This is a genomic window from Roseibium polysiphoniae (genome assembly GCF_014842925.1).
Classification (GTDB): domain Bacteria; phylum Pseudomonadota; class Alphaproteobacteria; order Rhizobiales; family Stappiaceae; genus Roseibium; species Roseibium polysiphoniae.
Genome location: NZ_JACYXJ010000001.1, coordinates 320,701 through 337,492 on the forward strand (window position 1 = coordinate 320,701; position 16,792 = coordinate 337,492).

General features: G+C 57.6%; 13 protein-coding genes. 8 read left to right on the top strand and 5 right to left on the bottom strand.

Features of this window, described 5'->3' with window-relative positions:
• Window position 1 precedes the first annotated feature (1 nt).
• The 3 genes from IG617_RS01530 to IG617_RS01540 are packed head-to-tail and all read right to left on the bottom strand — an operon-like array spanning window position 2 to window position 2,359.
• Entirely contained in the window at window positions 2-706 is a 705-nt protein-coding gene (locus IG617_RS01530) for a hypothetical protein (RefSeq protein ID WP_192106682.1), read from the bottom strand.
• Between the two features lie 42 nt (window positions 707-748).
• A complete protein-coding gene (locus IG617_RS01535; RefSeq protein ID WP_192106684.1) occupies window positions 749-1,642 on the bottom strand; it encodes an ROK family protein in 894 nt (297 codons plus the stop codon).
• A 3-nt stretch (window positions 1,643-1,645) separates the two neighbouring features.
• Complete coding sequence (locus tag IG617_RS01540) at window positions 1,646-2,359, bottom strand: class II aldolase/adducin family protein (RefSeq protein WP_192106686.1); 714 nt, start codon at window positions 2,357-2,359, stop codon at window positions 1,646-1,648.
• Window positions 2,360-2,524: 165 nt separating this feature from the next.
• Between IG617_RS01540 and IG617_RS01545 the strand changes: the two genes are divergently transcribed.
• The gene (locus tag IG617_RS01545) at window positions 2,525-3,379 is read left to right on the top strand and encodes a DUF6030 family protein (RefSeq protein WP_192106688.1); all 855 of its coding nucleotides are present in this window, start codon (window positions 2,525-2,527) and stop codon (window positions 3,377-3,379) included.
• Window positions 3,380-3,427: 48 nt separating this feature from the next.
• Here IG617_RS01545 and IG617_RS01550 read toward each other — a convergent pair whose 3' ends face one another.
• Entirely contained in the window at window positions 3,428-4,309 is an 882-nt protein-coding gene (locus IG617_RS01550; protein WP_192106690.1) for a LysR family transcriptional regulator, read from the bottom strand.
• 155 nt (window positions 4,310-4,464) lie between these two features.
• Here IG617_RS01550 and IG617_RS01555 point away from each other — a divergent pair, with 155 nt between their 5' ends.
• The 6 genes from IG617_RS01555 (at window position 4,465) to cydX (ending at window position 13,442) form a co-directional block, all read left to right on the top strand.
• A complete protein-coding gene (locus IG617_RS01555) occupies window positions 4,465-5,964 on the top strand; it encodes a CoA-acylating methylmalonate-semialdehyde dehydrogenase (RefSeq protein WP_192106692.1) in 1,500 nt (499 codons plus the stop codon).
• 914 nt (window positions 5,965-6,878) lie between these two features.
• On the top strand, window positions 6,879-8,669 hold the full coding sequence (gene cydD / locus IG617_RS01560; RefSeq protein WP_192106694.1) for a thiol reductant ABC exporter subunit CydD: 1,791 nt from the start codon (window positions 6,879-6,881) through the stop codon (window positions 8,667-8,669).
• A complete protein-coding gene (cydC, locus tag IG617_RS01565; RefSeq protein WP_192106696.1) occupies window positions 8,666-10,375 on the top strand; it encodes a thiol reductant ABC exporter subunit CydC in 1,710 nt (569 codons plus the stop codon). Before cydD ends, cydC begins: the two co-directional genes overlap by 4 nt.
• Window positions 10,376-10,554: 179 nt before the next feature.
• Window positions 10,555-12,147 carry a cytochrome ubiquinol oxidase subunit I gene (locus IG617_RS01570; protein ID WP_192107357.1) on the top strand — a complete coding sequence of 531 codons (1,593 nt, stop codon included), beginning with the start codon at window positions 10,555-10,557 and terminating at the stop codon, window positions 12,145-12,147.
• A gap of 4 nt (window positions 12,148-12,151) precedes the next feature.
• Window positions 12,152-13,309 carry a cytochrome d ubiquinol oxidase subunit II gene (cydB, locus tag IG617_RS01575; RefSeq protein WP_192106698.1) on the top strand — a complete coding sequence of 386 codons (1,158 nt, stop codon included), beginning with the start codon at window positions 12,152-12,154 and terminating at the stop codon, window positions 13,307-13,309.
• Between the two features lie 13 nt (window positions 13,310-13,322).
• Window positions 13,323-13,442: a cytochrome bd-I oxidase subunit CydX gene (gene cydX / locus IG617_RS01580; RefSeq protein ID WP_192106700.1), complete on the top strand. Its 120-nt coding sequence runs from the start codon at window positions 13,323-13,325 to the stop codon at window positions 13,440-13,442.
• A 96-nt stretch (window positions 13,443-13,538) separates the two neighbouring features.
• Here cydX and IG617_RS01585 read toward each other — a convergent pair whose 3' ends face one another.
• Window positions 13,539-14,081 carry a peroxiredoxin gene (locus tag IG617_RS01585; protein ID WP_192106702.1) on the bottom strand — a complete coding sequence of 181 codons (543 nt, stop codon included), beginning with the start codon at window positions 14,079-14,081 and terminating at the stop codon, window positions 13,539-13,541.
• 484 nt (window positions 14,082-14,565) lie between these two features.
• Between IG617_RS01585 and IG617_RS01590 the strand changes: the two genes are divergently transcribed.
• A complete protein-coding gene (locus IG617_RS01590; RefSeq protein ID WP_192106704.1) occupies window positions 14,566-16,728 on the top strand; it encodes a TonB-dependent hemoglobin/transferrin/lactoferrin family receptor in 2,163 nt (720 codons plus the stop codon).
• Window positions 16,729-16,792 lie beyond the last annotated feature (64 nt).

Genomic DNA, 16,792 nt, shown 5'->3' on the forward strand with positions numbered 1-16,792 from the left:
CCTATGAATCGAAAATGGACATTGATATTTCTTTATCTGATCTCGATTTCAGTGTTTGTATTACTTCGTCTGACAGATCGTCAGAAGAGAATTCACGAAGGTTTTTGAATTTTAGTTCTTTTTTAGTTTCTCGCGATAGCTGGTTTTGTAAGACGATTGTTTTTGGAGTGAGGTTTAGAAAGGATTTCAAATTGTGAGAAATTTTTTCTTTTCTCGATTTGAATTTTTTCTTGCAAAAATGCTCAGGTAAATAATTCAGTTTAGAATTTTCAGTTATATTGTTGTTGTGGATGGCGATCATTAACATAACTTGATCCCATACATGTGGGTGTTGTCGACAATAGAGAGACCACAAATCGATGATACTCTTACAGGCCGGTGAATTACTAAAGAATACAGTACCGCTCATAAGGCGCCAGCCGTCTTTGATATGAGCAGCTATGTCACAATCTTCAAGATCAGGCAGTTCAGTGTTGAGCACTGCATCCGCGTCAAGCCACCAAAAACTTTCGTTTAGCTCAGCAGAAACTGCCTGGATAAACTCGGATTTTTGCGCGCAGTTCTCCACCCAGGTGGGTCTCGCAGGTAATCCGCGGATTATATAGTCGACGCCGACGTCGTTTAGGCTCTTCTCAAGTTGTCTTACCTCAAGTTCATAAGGAGTATTTAGGGTGTAGTAACTGACAATCTTCATCTTTGCGCCCATGGACATAATATTCTGTGTTGATGCCGTGGAGGTATAGGAGTTCTACTCCCAAAGCCATGCCGCGCCGCGGACACCGGAGCTGTCGCCGTGCTTGGCCTTGCGGATCGAAACCTCGTAATGATCAGACATTACATACGGATCCATCAGCTTCGCTAGATCGTTATATAGTTCATCCACGTTCGACATGCCTCCGCCGAGAACGAAGCAGTCAGGATCCATCAGGTTGGCAGCCATGGCGAGTGCGCGGGCGAGGCGGCTAGCATAGGCCTCATAGGTGGCTCCTGCAACAGCATCGCCGCTGCGTTTGAGGGCCATGATTTCGTGGCCCTTGAGCGCCTTGCCTGATCGCTCGAGATAATCTGCCTGGAAACCCGTACCGGAGCACCAGTGGTCGATTGCGCCGGGGTGACCCAGCCAGTTGGTTGGCCCGGGAAATTCCTCAGATGTCATCCAGGGCACAGGGATCGCACCCCATTCGCCGCCAATGCCGTTGGCGCCCCGGTGCGCCTTGCCGTCGATGGCGATCCCCGAGCCTGAGCCCGTGCCGATGATGACGGCATGAACGAAGTGGCAGCCCGCGCCCGCGCCGTCGGTCGCTTCCGAGACCGCAAGGCAATTGGCGTCGTTTTGAATGCGAACTTGGCGTCCTAGTCGTGCTTCGAGGTCGCGGTCCAGCGGTCGGCCGTTCATCCAGGTGGAATTGGCGTTCTTGACCAGACCGCTCGCCGGAGAAATTGACCCCGGAATGCCGAGCCCGAGCGTGCCGGTCTCACCCGTCGCGGCTTCCGCTCCGCTGACGAGCGCCGCCACCGCCTCGAGGCAGCCGTCATAATCGTCGCGCGGCGTGGGAACCCGTTCCCGGTAGAGCTCAGCGCCATTGGCATCCAGCGCTATGATCTCCATCTTGGTGCCGCCCCAGTCAATGCCGAGCCTCATGATCTATCCTCTTTTGATCGGCATTTCGAAAGCAGCCCCGGCATCCGGGTCCTGGTCGCTCTTCTGTTTGCCGTAGTTCTTGAACTTGCGCAGGATCTCGCTCATTTCATCCTCGTCGAGAATGACCGGATCACCGACGATGAGAGCAGACAGATACTGATCGGCCAGATCTTCAACGCCCTCCGCGGTGCCAAGGGCCTTGGATAGGGTCGGGCCGAACGCGATCTGCCCGTGATTGGCCAGAAGGCAGGCAGTGCGGCCTTCGAGAGCCGGCAGCATGGCCTTGGAAAGCGCGCTTGTTCCGAAAGTGGCATAAGGTGCGCAGTCGATCCGGTCGCCACCGGCCAGGGCCACCATATAGTGAAACGCCGGAATGCCGAGGCGCAGGCAGGAAAGGGCGGTGGCACGGGGGGAGTGGCAGTGGACCACGGCGCCGGCCTCATAGCGTTCCCGGTAGATATCAAGATGCATGCGCCATTCGGAAGACGACAGGATCTCGCCGGTATAGCCGCCGTCAAGATCCATCGGCACAATCAGGTCTTCCGTAAGATCGTCATAGGGAACGCCGGAGGGTGTGATCAGAAATCCGGTGTTGATACGGGCACTGACATTGCCGGACGTTCCTTTGGTCAACCCTTTGACGGGCAAGGCACGTGCGGTCTCGATGATGGCCCGCCGCAGCTGCGGGCTGTCCGAAGGCAATTCGTTCGTGGTCATGCTACCTCCCGGGAATTCGGATCATGTAACCGGCAGCGCCGCGATGGATCAAGGGCGAGCCGTTTTTGAAGAGCGGAAAATCTCGGGATCAGGTTGCGGTGATCCATATACGCCGGGCCGGGCCTATGGCAAAACAGCTGTGCAGCAGCCCCGGGCAGACACGTGATGAGAGCAGGCCGAAGAAAGAAACCAGCCGCACCGGCTCAGCGTCCAAGACGCACCGGGATCACCTGGGGCGATGAGGTGCCTGCGGGAGAGCGCAGGAAAGCGCCGCCTGCAGCCGGGCCGGTTTCAGGTGACGGGTTGCCGCGGCAAACGGACTGGACCAGGGTGCTTCTGATGGCTCTGCCGCTCATGCTGTTGGCGTTTGCAGCGATTGTTGTCCTGTCAAACCTTCAGCTGGTTGAGCCGCCGGATTTGGAAGTTGCCGCACCGCCGCCTGATCCGCTCGCCGGCTTTTCCGCTGATGCGCAGGATAGCCTGACAGCGCCGGATATTCAGGTGCCAGCCCGCTTGAAGCTGACATTTCTCGGCAAGCCGGAAGAGCTCTGCGCAGAGCTGACCGAGATCGGATTGCCCAACGGCGGGTGGACCAAAGCACCGTTCAGGCGGGGGCGCTGGCAATGTGCCTCCGACGTGGTTCCGTTGACCACGCCAAGTGTTGATTTCGGATCGGCGACACTGTTCTTCCTGCTGCGTGGCGGGTCGGAAGACCGTGTCGACTATTTGCGGCTCAAGCTGAATGTCGAGGATCCCCGCCAGATGGAATATGGCGAGGCAACGGTCCGTTCCGTAATCGGGGCTTTGTCAGATCGCTACAGCTGGGCTGTGCCCGATCGCTTTTTGCAGGCAATATCGGACTTCGAGGCGCTTGAGATGACCGACCGCGGCGTACGCCTGTCTGTTGCGCCCGAAGACCCGAATCTGACCGGCGATCCGGCTGCCTCTCAAAGATTGAACATCATCCTGAATTTCGGCGAGCCGGATCTGATCCGGCCAGCTGACGGGTTTCAGCGGTGAGGCTGATTGTGGAACGCGCCCAAGCCCATCGGTCAGCCAGCATCCCGCCTAGCCAAACATCGCCCGGTCCTTGGCCACCGTCTTGCGTACGAACTCCAGGGCCAGAGCCACATGGCGCAAGGGCTTTGTGCTTTCGTGCTGAACGGTCCAATAGGCACGGGTGAGTTTGATTTCAGGCAGGACTGGCACAAATGTCTCATCGCTCCGGGCGATGAAGGCGTGCAGAATGCCGATGCCGGCGCCTGCTCTGACAGCTTCTGTCTGCCCAAGCGCTGAGGCGACTTCGAAGCGCGCCGGCCAGTCTCGTGTGACTTCTGCTGCGTAGTTGAGGGCCGGGGAATAGACCAAGTCTTCGACATAGCCGACCAGATCATGCGTCGTGAGTTGAGCCACCGTGGCCGGCATGCCTTTTTGGGCAATGTAGTCCTTGGATGCGTAAAGGCCGAGAGAGTAATCGACCAGCTTGGCGGCAATCAGCCGGCCGTGTTCCGGCCGGTCGATGGTGATGGCTATATCTGCCTCGCGCCGGGACAGGGAAAACGATCTTGGCACGGGTACGAGTTGGACTGTCAGGCCGGGGTGAGCGCGGGTCAGGGCCGCAAGGCGCGGTGCCAGATAGGCAACACCGAAGCCGTCCGGCGCGCCGATCCGCACCGTGCCGCTGATTTCCAGCGAGTTTCCACCAAGGTCGGCGCGGGCTGACATCATCTCCGCTTCCATCCTCTCGGCGCTGTCCAGGAAACGGGATCCTGCCTCTGTGAGAAAACAGCCGCTGGTCGAGCGGTCGAACAGCCGAGTTTCAAGAGCGGTTTCCAGGGCGGTAAGCCGGCGGGCGACCGTGGCGTGGTTGAGCCCCAGGCGCTTTGCGGCCGCCAGGATTTGCCCGGCGCGCGAGACCGCCAGAAAAATGCGAATGTCATCCCAGTTCATGGCAGTGTAGGCCTGTGTGAGTTATGCGAGCTTGCTTTGAAATTTGCACAATGGATGCGGATTTCATCTGCTTGTTTACGACAAAAATAAAAGGCAAGAAAGATCCACGTACACTCAGGTCGCTATCGACCCGACAAGTTTCAGGGAGAAACGCCATGCAGACAATTGGTCATTTCATCGGCGGCAAGCACGTCGAAGGCACATCCGGTCGCTTTGCCGATGTCTTCAATCCGGCGACGGGCGAAGTTCAGGCCAAGGTGGCGCTGGCGACAGATGCCGAACTCGACACAGCCGTTGCAAATGCCGCTGCTGCGCAGCCGGCATGGGCCGCGACCAATCCGCAGCGCCGCGCCCGCGTGATGATGAAGTTCGTTGAGCTTCTCAACCGCGACATGGACAAGCTGGCTGAAGCTCTGTCGCGCGAACACGGCAAAACGCTGCCGGATGCGAAGGGCGACGTAATCCGTGGCCTCGAAGTCGCCGAGTTCTGCATCGGTGCACCGCATCTCCTGAAGGGTGACTACACCGAAGGCGCAGGTCCCGGCATCGACATGTACTCCATGCGCCAACCGCTTGGCGTCGTGGCTGGTATCACGCCGTTCAACTTCCCGGCCATGATCCCGATGTGGAAGTTCTGCCCAGCGATTGCTTGCGGCAATGCCTTCATCCTGAAGCCGTCCGAGCGCGATCCCTCCGTGCCGATCATGCTCGCCGAGCTGATGATTGAAGCGGGTCTTCCTGCCGGCCTGCTCAATGTGGTCAATGGCGACAAGGGCGCTGTCGACGCCATCCTCGATCATGAGGTCATTCAGGCAGTCGGCTTTGTTGGCTCGACACCGATCGCGCAATACGTCTATTCCCGCGCAACGGCGAACGGCAAGCGTGCGCAGTGTTTTGGTGGCGCCAAGAACCACATGATCATCATGCCGGATGCGGATATGGATCAGGCCGCCGACGCTTTGATCGGCGCAGGTTATGGTGCAGCTGGTGAGCGTTGCATGGCCGTTTCCGTCGCCGTCCCGGTCGGCGATGCGACTGCAGATGCCCTTGTTGCCAAACTGGCACCGAAGATCGAAGCCCTGAAAGTCGGCCCTTATACTGCCGGCGATGATGTTGACTTCGGTCCGCTTGTCACCAAGGAAGCTCTGACCCGTGTCAAGGGACTGGTCGATCAAGGCGTCAAGGAAGGTGCCGACCTGGTGGTCGACGGCCGCGGCTTCTCCATGCAGGGCTATGAAGACGGATTCTTCATGGGCGGCTGCCTGTTCGACAAGGTCACCAAGGACATGGACATCTACAAGACCGAGATCTTCGGTCCTGTCCTGTCGGTGGTGCGTGCCCAGACCTATGAAGAGGCCCTGGGCCTCGCCATGGATCATGAATATGGCAATGGCACCGCGATCTACACACGCGATGGCGATACCGCGCGTGATTTCGCAGCACGGGTCAACATCGGCATGGTCGGCATCAACGTGCCGATCCCCGTGCCGCTCGCCTACCACACCTTCGGCGGCTGGAAGAAGTCCGGCTTCGGCGACCTGAACCAGCATGGTCCAGACGGCTTCAAGTTCTACACCCGCACCAAGACCGTGACAGCCCGCTGGCCGTCCGGCATCAAGGAAGGGGCGGAATTCTCCATCCCGACAATGAAGTAACCAGCATCAAGTTGCTGAAGCTAAAGAGGGCGGCCGTTTGGTCGCCCTTTTGCATTTGCACCGGAACATAAGGTTTTCTGGCCTGAAACGGCGCCCCTAAAAATTTAGGGGCTGCCAAGTAGGTAAAAAGAAGCCGGTGTAGGTTGCCGGCTTTAAAGTTGATTACGGGTACCTCATTGCAAGGTAGAGATGGGAACCAATGATCCGCTCGAAAATTTGCGGTCGGTGCCATCCGGGAATGATTTCAAAAAAATTCAAAACATCGATTTATAACAATGGCACCATTACAACCACAAATCGCGCTGAATTGCATTTGTTTTTTCTAGTGCATTCATTCCACGGTAAATTTACCTAGTGGTCAAAATTGATGAAGATGCAAATAAGTCATTTTATTTCAGGGACTTGATCATTTTCTCTAGCTTTCGAATTTATCCAAGGGTTACGTTGAGACACAGAGCCTTTGCCTGAGTTCTCCTGATTGCAATCCAAGGTAAGTGATGGGTGTGTGCTGTCGTGCGCTGGTCGGCTGTTGATATCGATTTTCTCAGACCGAACATCGATTGCTCGGTGCCTTCGGTTTGATTTGGCGCAAGGGCACGATCGCAAGGAACGCTATTTGTCACAGAATGGATAACTGGTTTTTTGCCCGAATTCGCCCTAAAACGGCCTTTCAGGCAATCTTGAGCGGAGCGGTCTTCAAGCACCGGTTCTGCGAGGGGGCGTCAAGGATTTGAAGACGGGCAGGGAGGAGCCGGGTGCCCTTAGCTCAAATGTCTTCAAATCGGTCGGTTCGAAAAAAATACAGCTCTGTTTTAAAACGAGCGTTGGGGAGAGAATGGCGCCTGCTTGGACGGATATATCGCTTGTGACGTCTACAATGGACGCGCCTTCCGGCCGTGATCGTCGGGGCCTTGATGTCTGCGGCTGATGTGAACCAGGCACAGAAGATGCCTCAGGCAGCAAGCGATCCCTCCGATAAGGAAAAGGGCCTTGCTGCGCTGAGCGAGCAGGAAACGCGCAAGTTAAAGGGCGCGGGCCGGTTGTTTGCCTTGTCGGATCTTCTCTGGATCGCGCAGGCTTGGCTGATCTCATCGGTCGTTTCCAGCTTCGTCGCTCCGGAAGGAAATCTTGATGGCGGTTCCTCTTGGCGAACGGTCACTTTTCTGATGATTTTCGTCCTGCTCGCTGCTTTGCGCATGTTCTTGAACTTGCAGGCAAGCAAACGGGCGCGGCAGACCGCAAGGGCGGTGAAGAGCCGGGTCCGCGGCGCGTTGCTCGAGGCAATCTCCGGGGCATCCCCAGCCAGCGCACTGCCGTCCTCCGGCGCCGTTGCTGCCCATGTCGGGGATCAGGTCGACGCCCTTGGGCCCTATCTGTCGAATTTCTACCCGCAAAAGATACGTGTTTCGCTGGTTCCCGTGGGGATCATCCTGGCCACGGCAACGGTGAGCTGGCTCGCGGCCATAATCCTGCTGGTGACCGGCCCGTTGATCCCGGTGTTCATGGCGCTGATCGGCTTGAAAGCGAAAGCCGCCAGTGAAGGTCAACAGGCGGAACTCACTCGCATGAGCGGGTTTCTTCTTGACAGGGTGCGGGGTCTCGAAACCTTGCGGCTTTTCGGAGCGGTCGGCCGGACGAAAGACCAAATCCGGACCGTGGGTGAGGCATTTCGCAAGGGCACGATGAAGGTGTTGAGCATTGCCTTTCTTTCGTCCACCGTCCTTGAACTCTTCAGCGCGCTCGGCATTGCCTTTGTCGCCGTCTATGTGGGGTTTTCCCTGCTCGGCGATGTCGAAATCGGAACCTGGGGCGCGCCACTTGGCTATACCACCGGCCTCTTCATTCTCCTGCTGGCGCCAGACTATTTTGCGCCGCTGAGGGCCTACGCCGCTGCCTATCACGATCGCGCTGCCGGACTGGCCGCGACCGAGACTCTGTCTGATCTGGATCGGGATATCAGGGCACGCTCTGAAGCACTGCCCGCTTCTGATTCTGCTCAAGATACCGTTGAAAAGCTGGACGCCTCATGCTTGCGACCAACCGTTCCGATCCGTTTTGAAGGCGTCAGCCTTACTCTTGGCGGGCGTAGGGTGCTGGACTCGATGGATCTTGAGGTCGCCGCTGGAGAAACCGCGTTGCTTCTTGGGCCAAGCGGCTCCGGCAAGACCACGATAATTGATTGTCTCCTTGGCCTGCATGACCTCGGCGAGGGAAGAATTCTGGTCGGTGGACGCGATCTTGCGCAGATGGATTTGATGGCCTGGCGGCAGTCCCTTGCCTGGGTCGGTCAGGCGCCGCGCCTGTTTCAAGGCAGCGTGAGGGCCAATTTGCGCAAGGCTGAGCCTGGCGCCAGCGACGAAGACATGTGGCAAGCGCTTGCACTGGCGGGCGCCGTTGATCTGGTCGAGCGGCTGCCACGAGGATTGGGCACAGTGATCGGCGAGGATGGTTTCGGCCTGTCTGTGGGGGAGATACGGCGAATTGGCCTGGCTCGAGCGGCCATGCGCAAGGCACCGTCCATCATACTTGCTGACGAGCCGACAGCTGGTCTTGACGATGAGACTGCGCAGGATGTGATCGAGGGACTCAAGGCGATGTCCCGCGGCCGGACATTGCTGATCGCCACCCATGATCCCAAACTGCTTTGTATTACTGCCAGGCATATTCGCCTTAGCGAAAAGATCGGCGAGGAGGTGGAGGCATGAGCGGTCTCGCGAAGCTGATCAAATGGCAATGGAGCCATCACCGCACGGCTTTTGCCGGTGGGATCCTTGTTGCGCTCATTCCTGCGATTGCCGGCATTGCGCTTTTGGGTGTCGCGGGCTGGTTCATCACCGCGGCAGCGCTGGCTGGGATGAGTGGCGCGTTCTTGAACATCTTTCTGCCAAGTGCTGCAATCAGAGGGCTCGCGATTGCAAGAACCGCGGGGCGCTATGGCGAGAGACTGCTCACGCATGATGCGACCTTTCGATTTCTCACAGATCTTCGCTGCAGGATTTTTGAGGGCCAAGCGCATCGGGCGGGAAATGGCGCGAAGCCTCGCAGTGGCGCGGCGCTTAACCGGCTGACTTCTGACATTACGGCTCTGGACGCGGTCTATCTTCGCCTTGTGGTGCCAGGCATCTTGGCAGGTGCAGTCGGGCTCTTGTCGGTCGCGTGGGTCGCGTCGATCAGCCTGATCCTTGCCATCGGACCCGTCGTCCTTTTAGTGTTTATCGCTGGTCTCAGTGTGCATCTGATGACGCGCAAGAAGCGGCGGGATGCGCGCCGACAGGAAGCAGCTCTAGATGCCGTGCGCCTTCGTACCGTCGATCTCGTTGCAGGCCGCCGTGATCTCGCGGTCTATGGCGGCTTGGAGGCCGCTGCCGGCACAATTCGGGCCGCGGAGGACCGTCTCGCCGACGCCGAAGAAGCGATCGAGGCGCGTAGCAGTCTTCTCAGCGCATGTACCGGCTTCGCCGGACAGGTGGCGCTTGCCCTGACCCTTGCCGCTATTATCTGGACCGTTGGTGAAGGTGGTGTCGCCATCGCAGTCGCGGTCGCCGTCCTACTGGTGGTACTCGGACTGCCCGAAGTGGTGTCGATGATCATTCCGGGTCTTTCCAAACTGGACCGCACTCGGCTTGCTGCCCATCGGGCAGTCGAAGGCGTTGAACCGAATGGAACGGGTTCACGGTCTCAAGGCCGAGCAGTCCAAAACGTGGCGGATGGTGGTCAGCAGAAGCAGGGTCAGGCGGCGCTCGCCTTCGAGCGTGTCTCGTTTGGTTATCCAGCAGCAGAGCGTCAGGTCCTCGAGGACCTTTCCTTTGAAATCGCTCCCGGAGAATGGTTGGCACTTGTCGGCAGGAGCGGCTGCGGCAAGTCGACCGTGTCCGCGCTCGCCTCTGCCTTATTGCGCCCGGATGGTGGCAGCATACAGCTCGGCGGTCAGGGACTTGATGCGATTCGGGAAGAGGAGCTGCGTCGTCGCATCACCGTTCTGGGACAAAAGCCATATCTGTTTCACGATTCGGTTGCAGTCAACTTGAGGATCGCGAACCCGCAGGCGAGCGACAGTCAGCTCTGGCAAGCCTTGGAAGTGGCAGCGCTGAAGGATCGCATCTCCGACAACACATCAGGGCTTCAAGCCATGCTTGGCGAAGGCGGAGTCGGCCTGTCTGGCGGCGAACAAAGGCGTCTTGGCCTTGCCCGTGCGTATCTGACGCAGCCCGATCTTTTCATTCTCGACGAGTTGACCGAAGGCCTTGATGAGGTCACGGCAGCCCAGGTTCTAGACGGGTTTCAGCGCTTTCGCGGCGATGCCGCCGTCCTGATGATTGCCCACAAACAGGCGGAGATCGATCGGGCCGATCGCATCCTGAGGCTGGATGCCGCAGATCAGCCTATGGCAGCGGCGGCGCACTGGCGATAGACCGGGATCGCGGGTTCGGAAAATTCGGGCCCGCGCTGATCCCTCTGCGCCCAGTGGTCCCACCATCGTCTGGCGATCATAAAAGTCTAATCAGCTTGGAATAGCCTTTGCGCTCATAAGGGATTACCCTGATTCTCGGCACCGTCATCCCACGGAGCCGAATGACGAAAGGTGACGCGATGGAACTCGATGTCGTCAGCCTGTCCCGGCTGCAATTTGCCATGACGGCTCTCTACCATTTTCTTTTCGTTCCCCTGACGATCGGCTTGTCGATCCTGCTGGCGACCATGGAAACGGTCTATGTGATGACCGGCCGTGAGATCTGGAAGCGGATGGTCAAATTCTGGGGCACGCTCTTTGGGATCAATTTCGTCCTGGGTGTCGCCACTGGCCTGACGATGGAGTTCCAATTCGGCATGAACTGGGCCTATTTCAGCCAGTATGTTGGTGATGTCTTCGGCGCACCGCTCGCCATTGAAGGCCTGATGGCATTCTTCATGGAAGCTACCTTCGTCGGCCTTTTCTTCTTCGGTTGGGATCGGCTTTCAAAGCGCCAGCATTTGGCCGCGACCTGGGCTGTTGCGATCGGAACGAACTTTTCCGCGCTCTGGATCCTGATCGCCAACGGCTGGATGCAGCATCCGATCGGGTCGGAATTCAACCCCGAGACGATGCGCATGGAAGTTACGAGCTTCTTTGATGTGCTGTTCAACCCGGTGGCTCAAGCGAAGTTCGTTCACACGGTTTCGGCGGGATATGTCACTGCGGCGATCTTCATGCTCGGTATTTCGTCCTGGTACATGCTGAAAGGCCGGCATGTCGCTATTGCACGCCGGTCCATCGCTATCGCATCTGCCTTTGGTTTTGCTTCTGCTCTTTCCGTTGTCGTGCTCGGCGATGAAAGTGGCTACGAGGCAAACCTCAATCAGAAAATGAAACTGGCGACGATCGAAGCCATGTGGGAGACCGAACCGGCTCCCGCGTCTTTCAATCTGATTGCCTTCCCCGACATGGCAAAGCGCGACAATTCCTTCGCAATCGAAGTCCCCTATGTCATGGGTCTGATCGCGACCCGGTCCCTGACCGAGGAAATTCCCGGGATCAAGGAACTAGTCGAGTCCTCCAAGGACCGCATCCGTCAGGGTGTGATCGCATGGGATGCCTTGCAAAAGATCCGCTCAACCAACGGCGATGTCGACCAGGAAGTCCGTGAGACCTTCCAGATCAACCAGCACAATCTAGGCTACGCCTATCTGCTGCTTCCTTTCGCGGCAGATCCGTTGAATGCGACCAACGAGGAAATCGATGCCGCTGCCTGGTCTGCGGTGCCGAACGTCTGGCCCATGTTCTATGCCTTCCGCATCATGGTTGCCTGCGGCTTCTTCTTCATTTTGCTGACGGGAGTGTTTTTCTACCTCGCTTCCTCCGGCAAGCTGGATCATCTGCGCCGTAACCAGCGCTGGATTTTGCAGATCGCGGTTCTGTCGATCCCGCTTCCGTGGATTGCCTGCGAGATGGGCTGGATCATTGCTGAGTATGGCCGCCAGCCCTGGATCATCGAGGGCATGTTGCCGACGGCTCAGGCAGTGTCCAACCTGTCTGTGACCGAAGTGTTGCTCACGCTGGCGGGCTTTGTCCTGCTCTACACCGTCCTGCTCGTGATCGAGGTTGCCCTGATGATCAAATACATCCGGAAGGGCCCGGAGGACGGCGAGCTGCCCGAGCATTCCCCGGCTGAGGCCGCGACCCCAATTCCAATGGCTGCGGAGTAGTTTCATGATCCTCTACGAACTCATCGACTACTCAGTCCTCAAAGTGCTCTGGTGGGCGCTTCTGGGCATTATCCTGATCGCGTTTGCTGTGACGGATGGCTTCGACATGGGTGTTGGGACCTTGCTGCCCTTCGTCGCCGAAAGCGACGTGGAACGACGTATCGCGATCAACACCATCGGCGCCACCTGGGAAGGCAATCAGGTCTGGTTCATCCTGGGAGGCGGCGCGATCTTCGCCGCCTGGCCACCGCTTTATGCGATCAGTTTCTCTGGCTTCTATTTGGCGATGTTCATCGTTCTAGCAGCCATGATCCTGCGGCCGGTTGCCTTCAAATATCGCTCCAAGCGCCCCGATCCTTCCTGGCGTTCTGCCTGGGACTGGGCGCTCTTCACGGGTTCCTTTGTGCCGGCCCTGGTCTTTGGCGTAGCGGTGGGGAACGTTCTTCTCGGCGTTCCCTACAGTCTCGATCAAGACCTGCGGATGACCTACGAGGGGTCTTTCTTCGGGCTCTTCTCTCCGTTCTCTCTCCTGTGCGGGCTTTTGTCCGTGAGCATGCTCGTCGTGCATGGCGGCGCCTGGCTGGGCATGCGGGCAGGGGGCGTTGTGGCTGTTCGCGGCAGGCGGTACGGCTCCTTTGCGGCGATCGTCTCCCTGGTGCTTTTTGCGCTCGGGGGCTGGCTGGTTTCGACCGGTTACGTCGAAGGGTTCCGCATCACCAGCGAGATTGACCCGAACATGCAGGCCAACCCGCTGGCCAAGCAGGCAATCGTTGAAGGCAGCGCCTGGATGGCAAACTATGCCTTGCATCCCTGGATGATGATTGCACCGGCACTTGGCTTTCTGGGAACTCTCGGCGCGCTTGTCGGGCTTCAAACCCGGTTTGAGGGGCTGACGTTCCTCTGTTCAAAGGCGGCCGTTGTCGGGATCATTTCCACGGTCGGGCTGTCGATGTTCCCCTTCATTCTGCCAAGTTCGATCCAGCCGGAGGCGAGCCTGACGGTCTGGGATGCGTCATCAAGCCATGCGACCTTGTTCAACATGCTCGTTGCGACCGCGATTTTCCTGCCGTTGATCCTGATCTACACGGCATGGGTCTACAAGGTCCTGTGGGGTAAGGTCGACGAGGAAACCATCGAACGTGACCATGATACGGCCTACTGAGGAGAGTTGAGAAATGTGGTACTTCGCCTGGATCCTCGGCATGCCGTTGGCAGTCTGCCTCGCCGTCTTGAACGCCATGTGGCTGGAGATGCGTGAGGATGACGAGGAACGGAAACTCGATCGCGGCGCCTGAGATATTCGTGCGCTCAAATTGAGAGATATCAAAAAAGAACCCCGCAGAGCGGCCGCTGTGCGGGGTTCTTTGGTTCCGCCGGACGGGAACTTGAAATCAGGCGGCCTGGATTTTCGAAGACCGCAGTTTTTCAAGGATATTTTGCGGCGAAGAAACGCCGTATGGATCGCTTTCACAGTTGTCCGAGAAGCCCTCTTCCTCGAACCACTGCTCGACGGTGCCATCGTTGATGATCGCGCCATAGCGCCAGGAGCGCATGCCAAAGCCAAGATTGTCCTTGGCGACCAGCATGCCCATCTTGCGGGTGAACTCACCGGAACCATCCGGAATGACTTTGACCTTGTCGACGCCCTGAGCCTTGGCCCATGCGTTCATGACGAAGGCATCGTTGACCGAGACGCAGTAGATTTCGTCGACACCTTCGGCCTGGAACTCTTCATGGAGCTTTTCGAAATCCGGAAGCTGGAACGTCGAGCAGGTCGGGGTGAAAGCTCCGGGCAAGGAGAAGAGGACAACCTTCTTGCCAGCGAAATAGTCAGCGGAAGTCTTGTCTTCCCAGCGGAAGGGGTTCGGGCCTTCGATGCTCTCATCGCGAACGCGGGTGCGGAAGGTAACGTCTGGCACCTTTTTGCCGGTCATGGTCTTCTCCTGAAAATCGTTTCTCGAAATGGCGTGATAGGCACGCCCGAGACGAGCAGGAGACATCCAAAGATCTTCCGCTCAGGACCAGGCGACTCTATCCATGACCGCTAGGGCTAACCGAAATGATGCGGTGCGACAAGAGTTTTGCGAAGCGGGAAGTCTTTGTTTTAAAAGTGCCTTTTGCAAGTATTTGAAAACGTAAGGTCTACCGTCATCCATTTCCGTTTATGTCGTGCGATTTCTGACGTCTGTCAGCCGGTGGTCAGATCGCTGCAAAGTGGCAGGAATTTGTCGGCTACGAAAATAACTTGACTATTTTCATCATGTTTTTTAATTCATGAGTATAAATATCAGGTTAGGCGAGCGGCTGAACCAGCCGTAGACCGCCCGCGGGCTTTCCCGCTGCCAGCTTGCGAAGGCGACCGCCTTTCGCGCCAGCACACGCCGCTCACTTCATCGCTAGACACTAAGGACTTGTCGTATGTCATATCATGCGCGCATGGCGATGCTGCTTGCCAGCACCGTCATTCTCACAACATCGCCGATCACTTCCGGTTTTGCCCAGGAGCAGGAAAAGACGCTGCTTGAAAAGATCCTCGTTGCGGGCGAGGGCGACGCGGAAGTCACTGGTGCGACTGTAAACACGATTTCCGCCGACGAACTGGAAGAGCGCCAGATCGAAAGTTTGAGCGATCTGTCGAAACTGGACCCCAGTGTCGATTTCAATGAAGACGACGGCAGCGTGAACATTCGCGGTCTCGATGGATCGAGGGTTCTCACAACGATCGACGGCGTGCCAGTGCCGTGGATGACCGAACCGGTATACGGGGCTTCAGGTGGTGTCAGCACCTTCGGATTTGATACATTGAACCAGGTTGACATTCTGAAAGGCAGCGACTCCTCCCGCTACGGCTCGGGCGTGTTGGGCGGCATGCTGGGTCTGCGCACCATTGATCCCGCAGATATCATCAAGGAGGGCAAGACGTGGGGCGGTCAAAGCAAGGTCACCTACGATTCGGCCGACAACAGCTTGAGCGCAAGCCAGGCTGCGGCTGCTCGGGTCGGTGGCACCTCCGTGCTCCTTCAGGGGGGCTACAAGTTCGGCAACGAGACGAGCAACAAGGGCGATATCGGCGGTAGCGGCACCACACGCACCGAGGCGAACCCGGCTGACTACGATCAGTACAATGTTCTCGGCAAACTCTATCACGACTTTGGAGAAGGCCATCAGATCGGTATCATCGGCGAGCACTTCTATCTCAAGGACGATGTCGACGCGCAGACGAGCATCTCGTCCACCTACACCGACTATGAAGCGGAAGAGACCAGCGAGCGAAGCCGGATTTCTGCGCAATATGATTTCGAGGCACAGACCGATGGAGCCTTCGTCGATGAGGCGCATCTCCTTGGCTACTGGCAATCCCTTGAACTGAACTATGATACAAATGCGACCCGAACCGGCACCCTGGCAGGGCCCTACAATCGCGGTGACAAGATCTCGAAAGATGGTGTCGGCGCACACGGTGATTTCAACAAGACCGTAGAACTGTTCGGACTTGAAAACCGGTTCCTGTTTGCTGCCGATGGCTTCTGGGGCGAGACCACCCAGTTTACGTCCGGAGAGGATGCCTGTTCCTCGGTCTACAGTTATTCCTGTGGCTTCTATCATGTGAACCAGTCCTATCAGCCGGATGTGACCAGCCTGACATTCGGAGCGTCCCTCGAGGACCGGATTGCTTTGGGCACGAGCGGTTTCTCCATCACGCCGGGCGTTCGCTTCGACTGGTATAGCCATGATCCGAATTCCACCGCTGCATATGAAAGCAACGACACTTCGATCCAGAACCTGGCGGAAAACACCGATGCAGCCGTCTCTGGAAAGCTGCTTGCCGAATATTCTTGGAGCTTCGGCCGGGTTTATGGCCAGTGGGCCCAGGGTTTCCGCGCGCCAACAGCAGACGAGCTTTTCACCACCTATGGATCTCCGGCAACCTATTTGACCATCGGCAATCCGGACCTGGAAGCCGAGACAAGCAACGGCTTCGAATTGGGCATCGAACTGGGTGACAGCAACTTTGGTGGCGGCGCTGCAGGGTTCTTGAACCTCTACAAGAACTTCATCGACACCCAGTCAGTGACCGCCGCTTCGCTTGGCCTGTCAGGGTACCCCTTCGGTGTGACGGAATACATCAACCGCGACGACGTACGCATCTACGGCATCGAGGCAAATGTTCACTGGAAATTCCGCCCGAACTGGCGGGTTTCGGGAACCATTGCCATGATTGAGGGGCAGGACGAGAATACAGGTGAAACGATCAGCTCCATTCCGCCATTCCGGGGCATCTTCGACCTGGGATATGACAATGGGGAATGGGGCGTTGGCGCCACCTGGACCATCGCCGGCAGCCGCGACAACGTTGGCCTGTCGAAAGGCTACGCGCCTGGCTACGGCCTTCTCGACCTGCGTGCGAGCTGGAAACCTGAGCAGGTGGAGGGGTTGAGCCTGTCCGCCAGCGTCGAAAATGTCTTCGATCAAGCCTATTACAATGCGGTCAGCCTGCCGACCTCCAGTCTGTCTCAGCCGGATCGCTACTATTCCGAAAGTGGCCGGAGCTTCAAGGCAAACCTGGTCTATAAATTCTAGGCAAGCGCTTGGACGTGCAGTCCTTCTGACCGGGCATTTCCAATCCGAACAGCCAAAAGCCCGG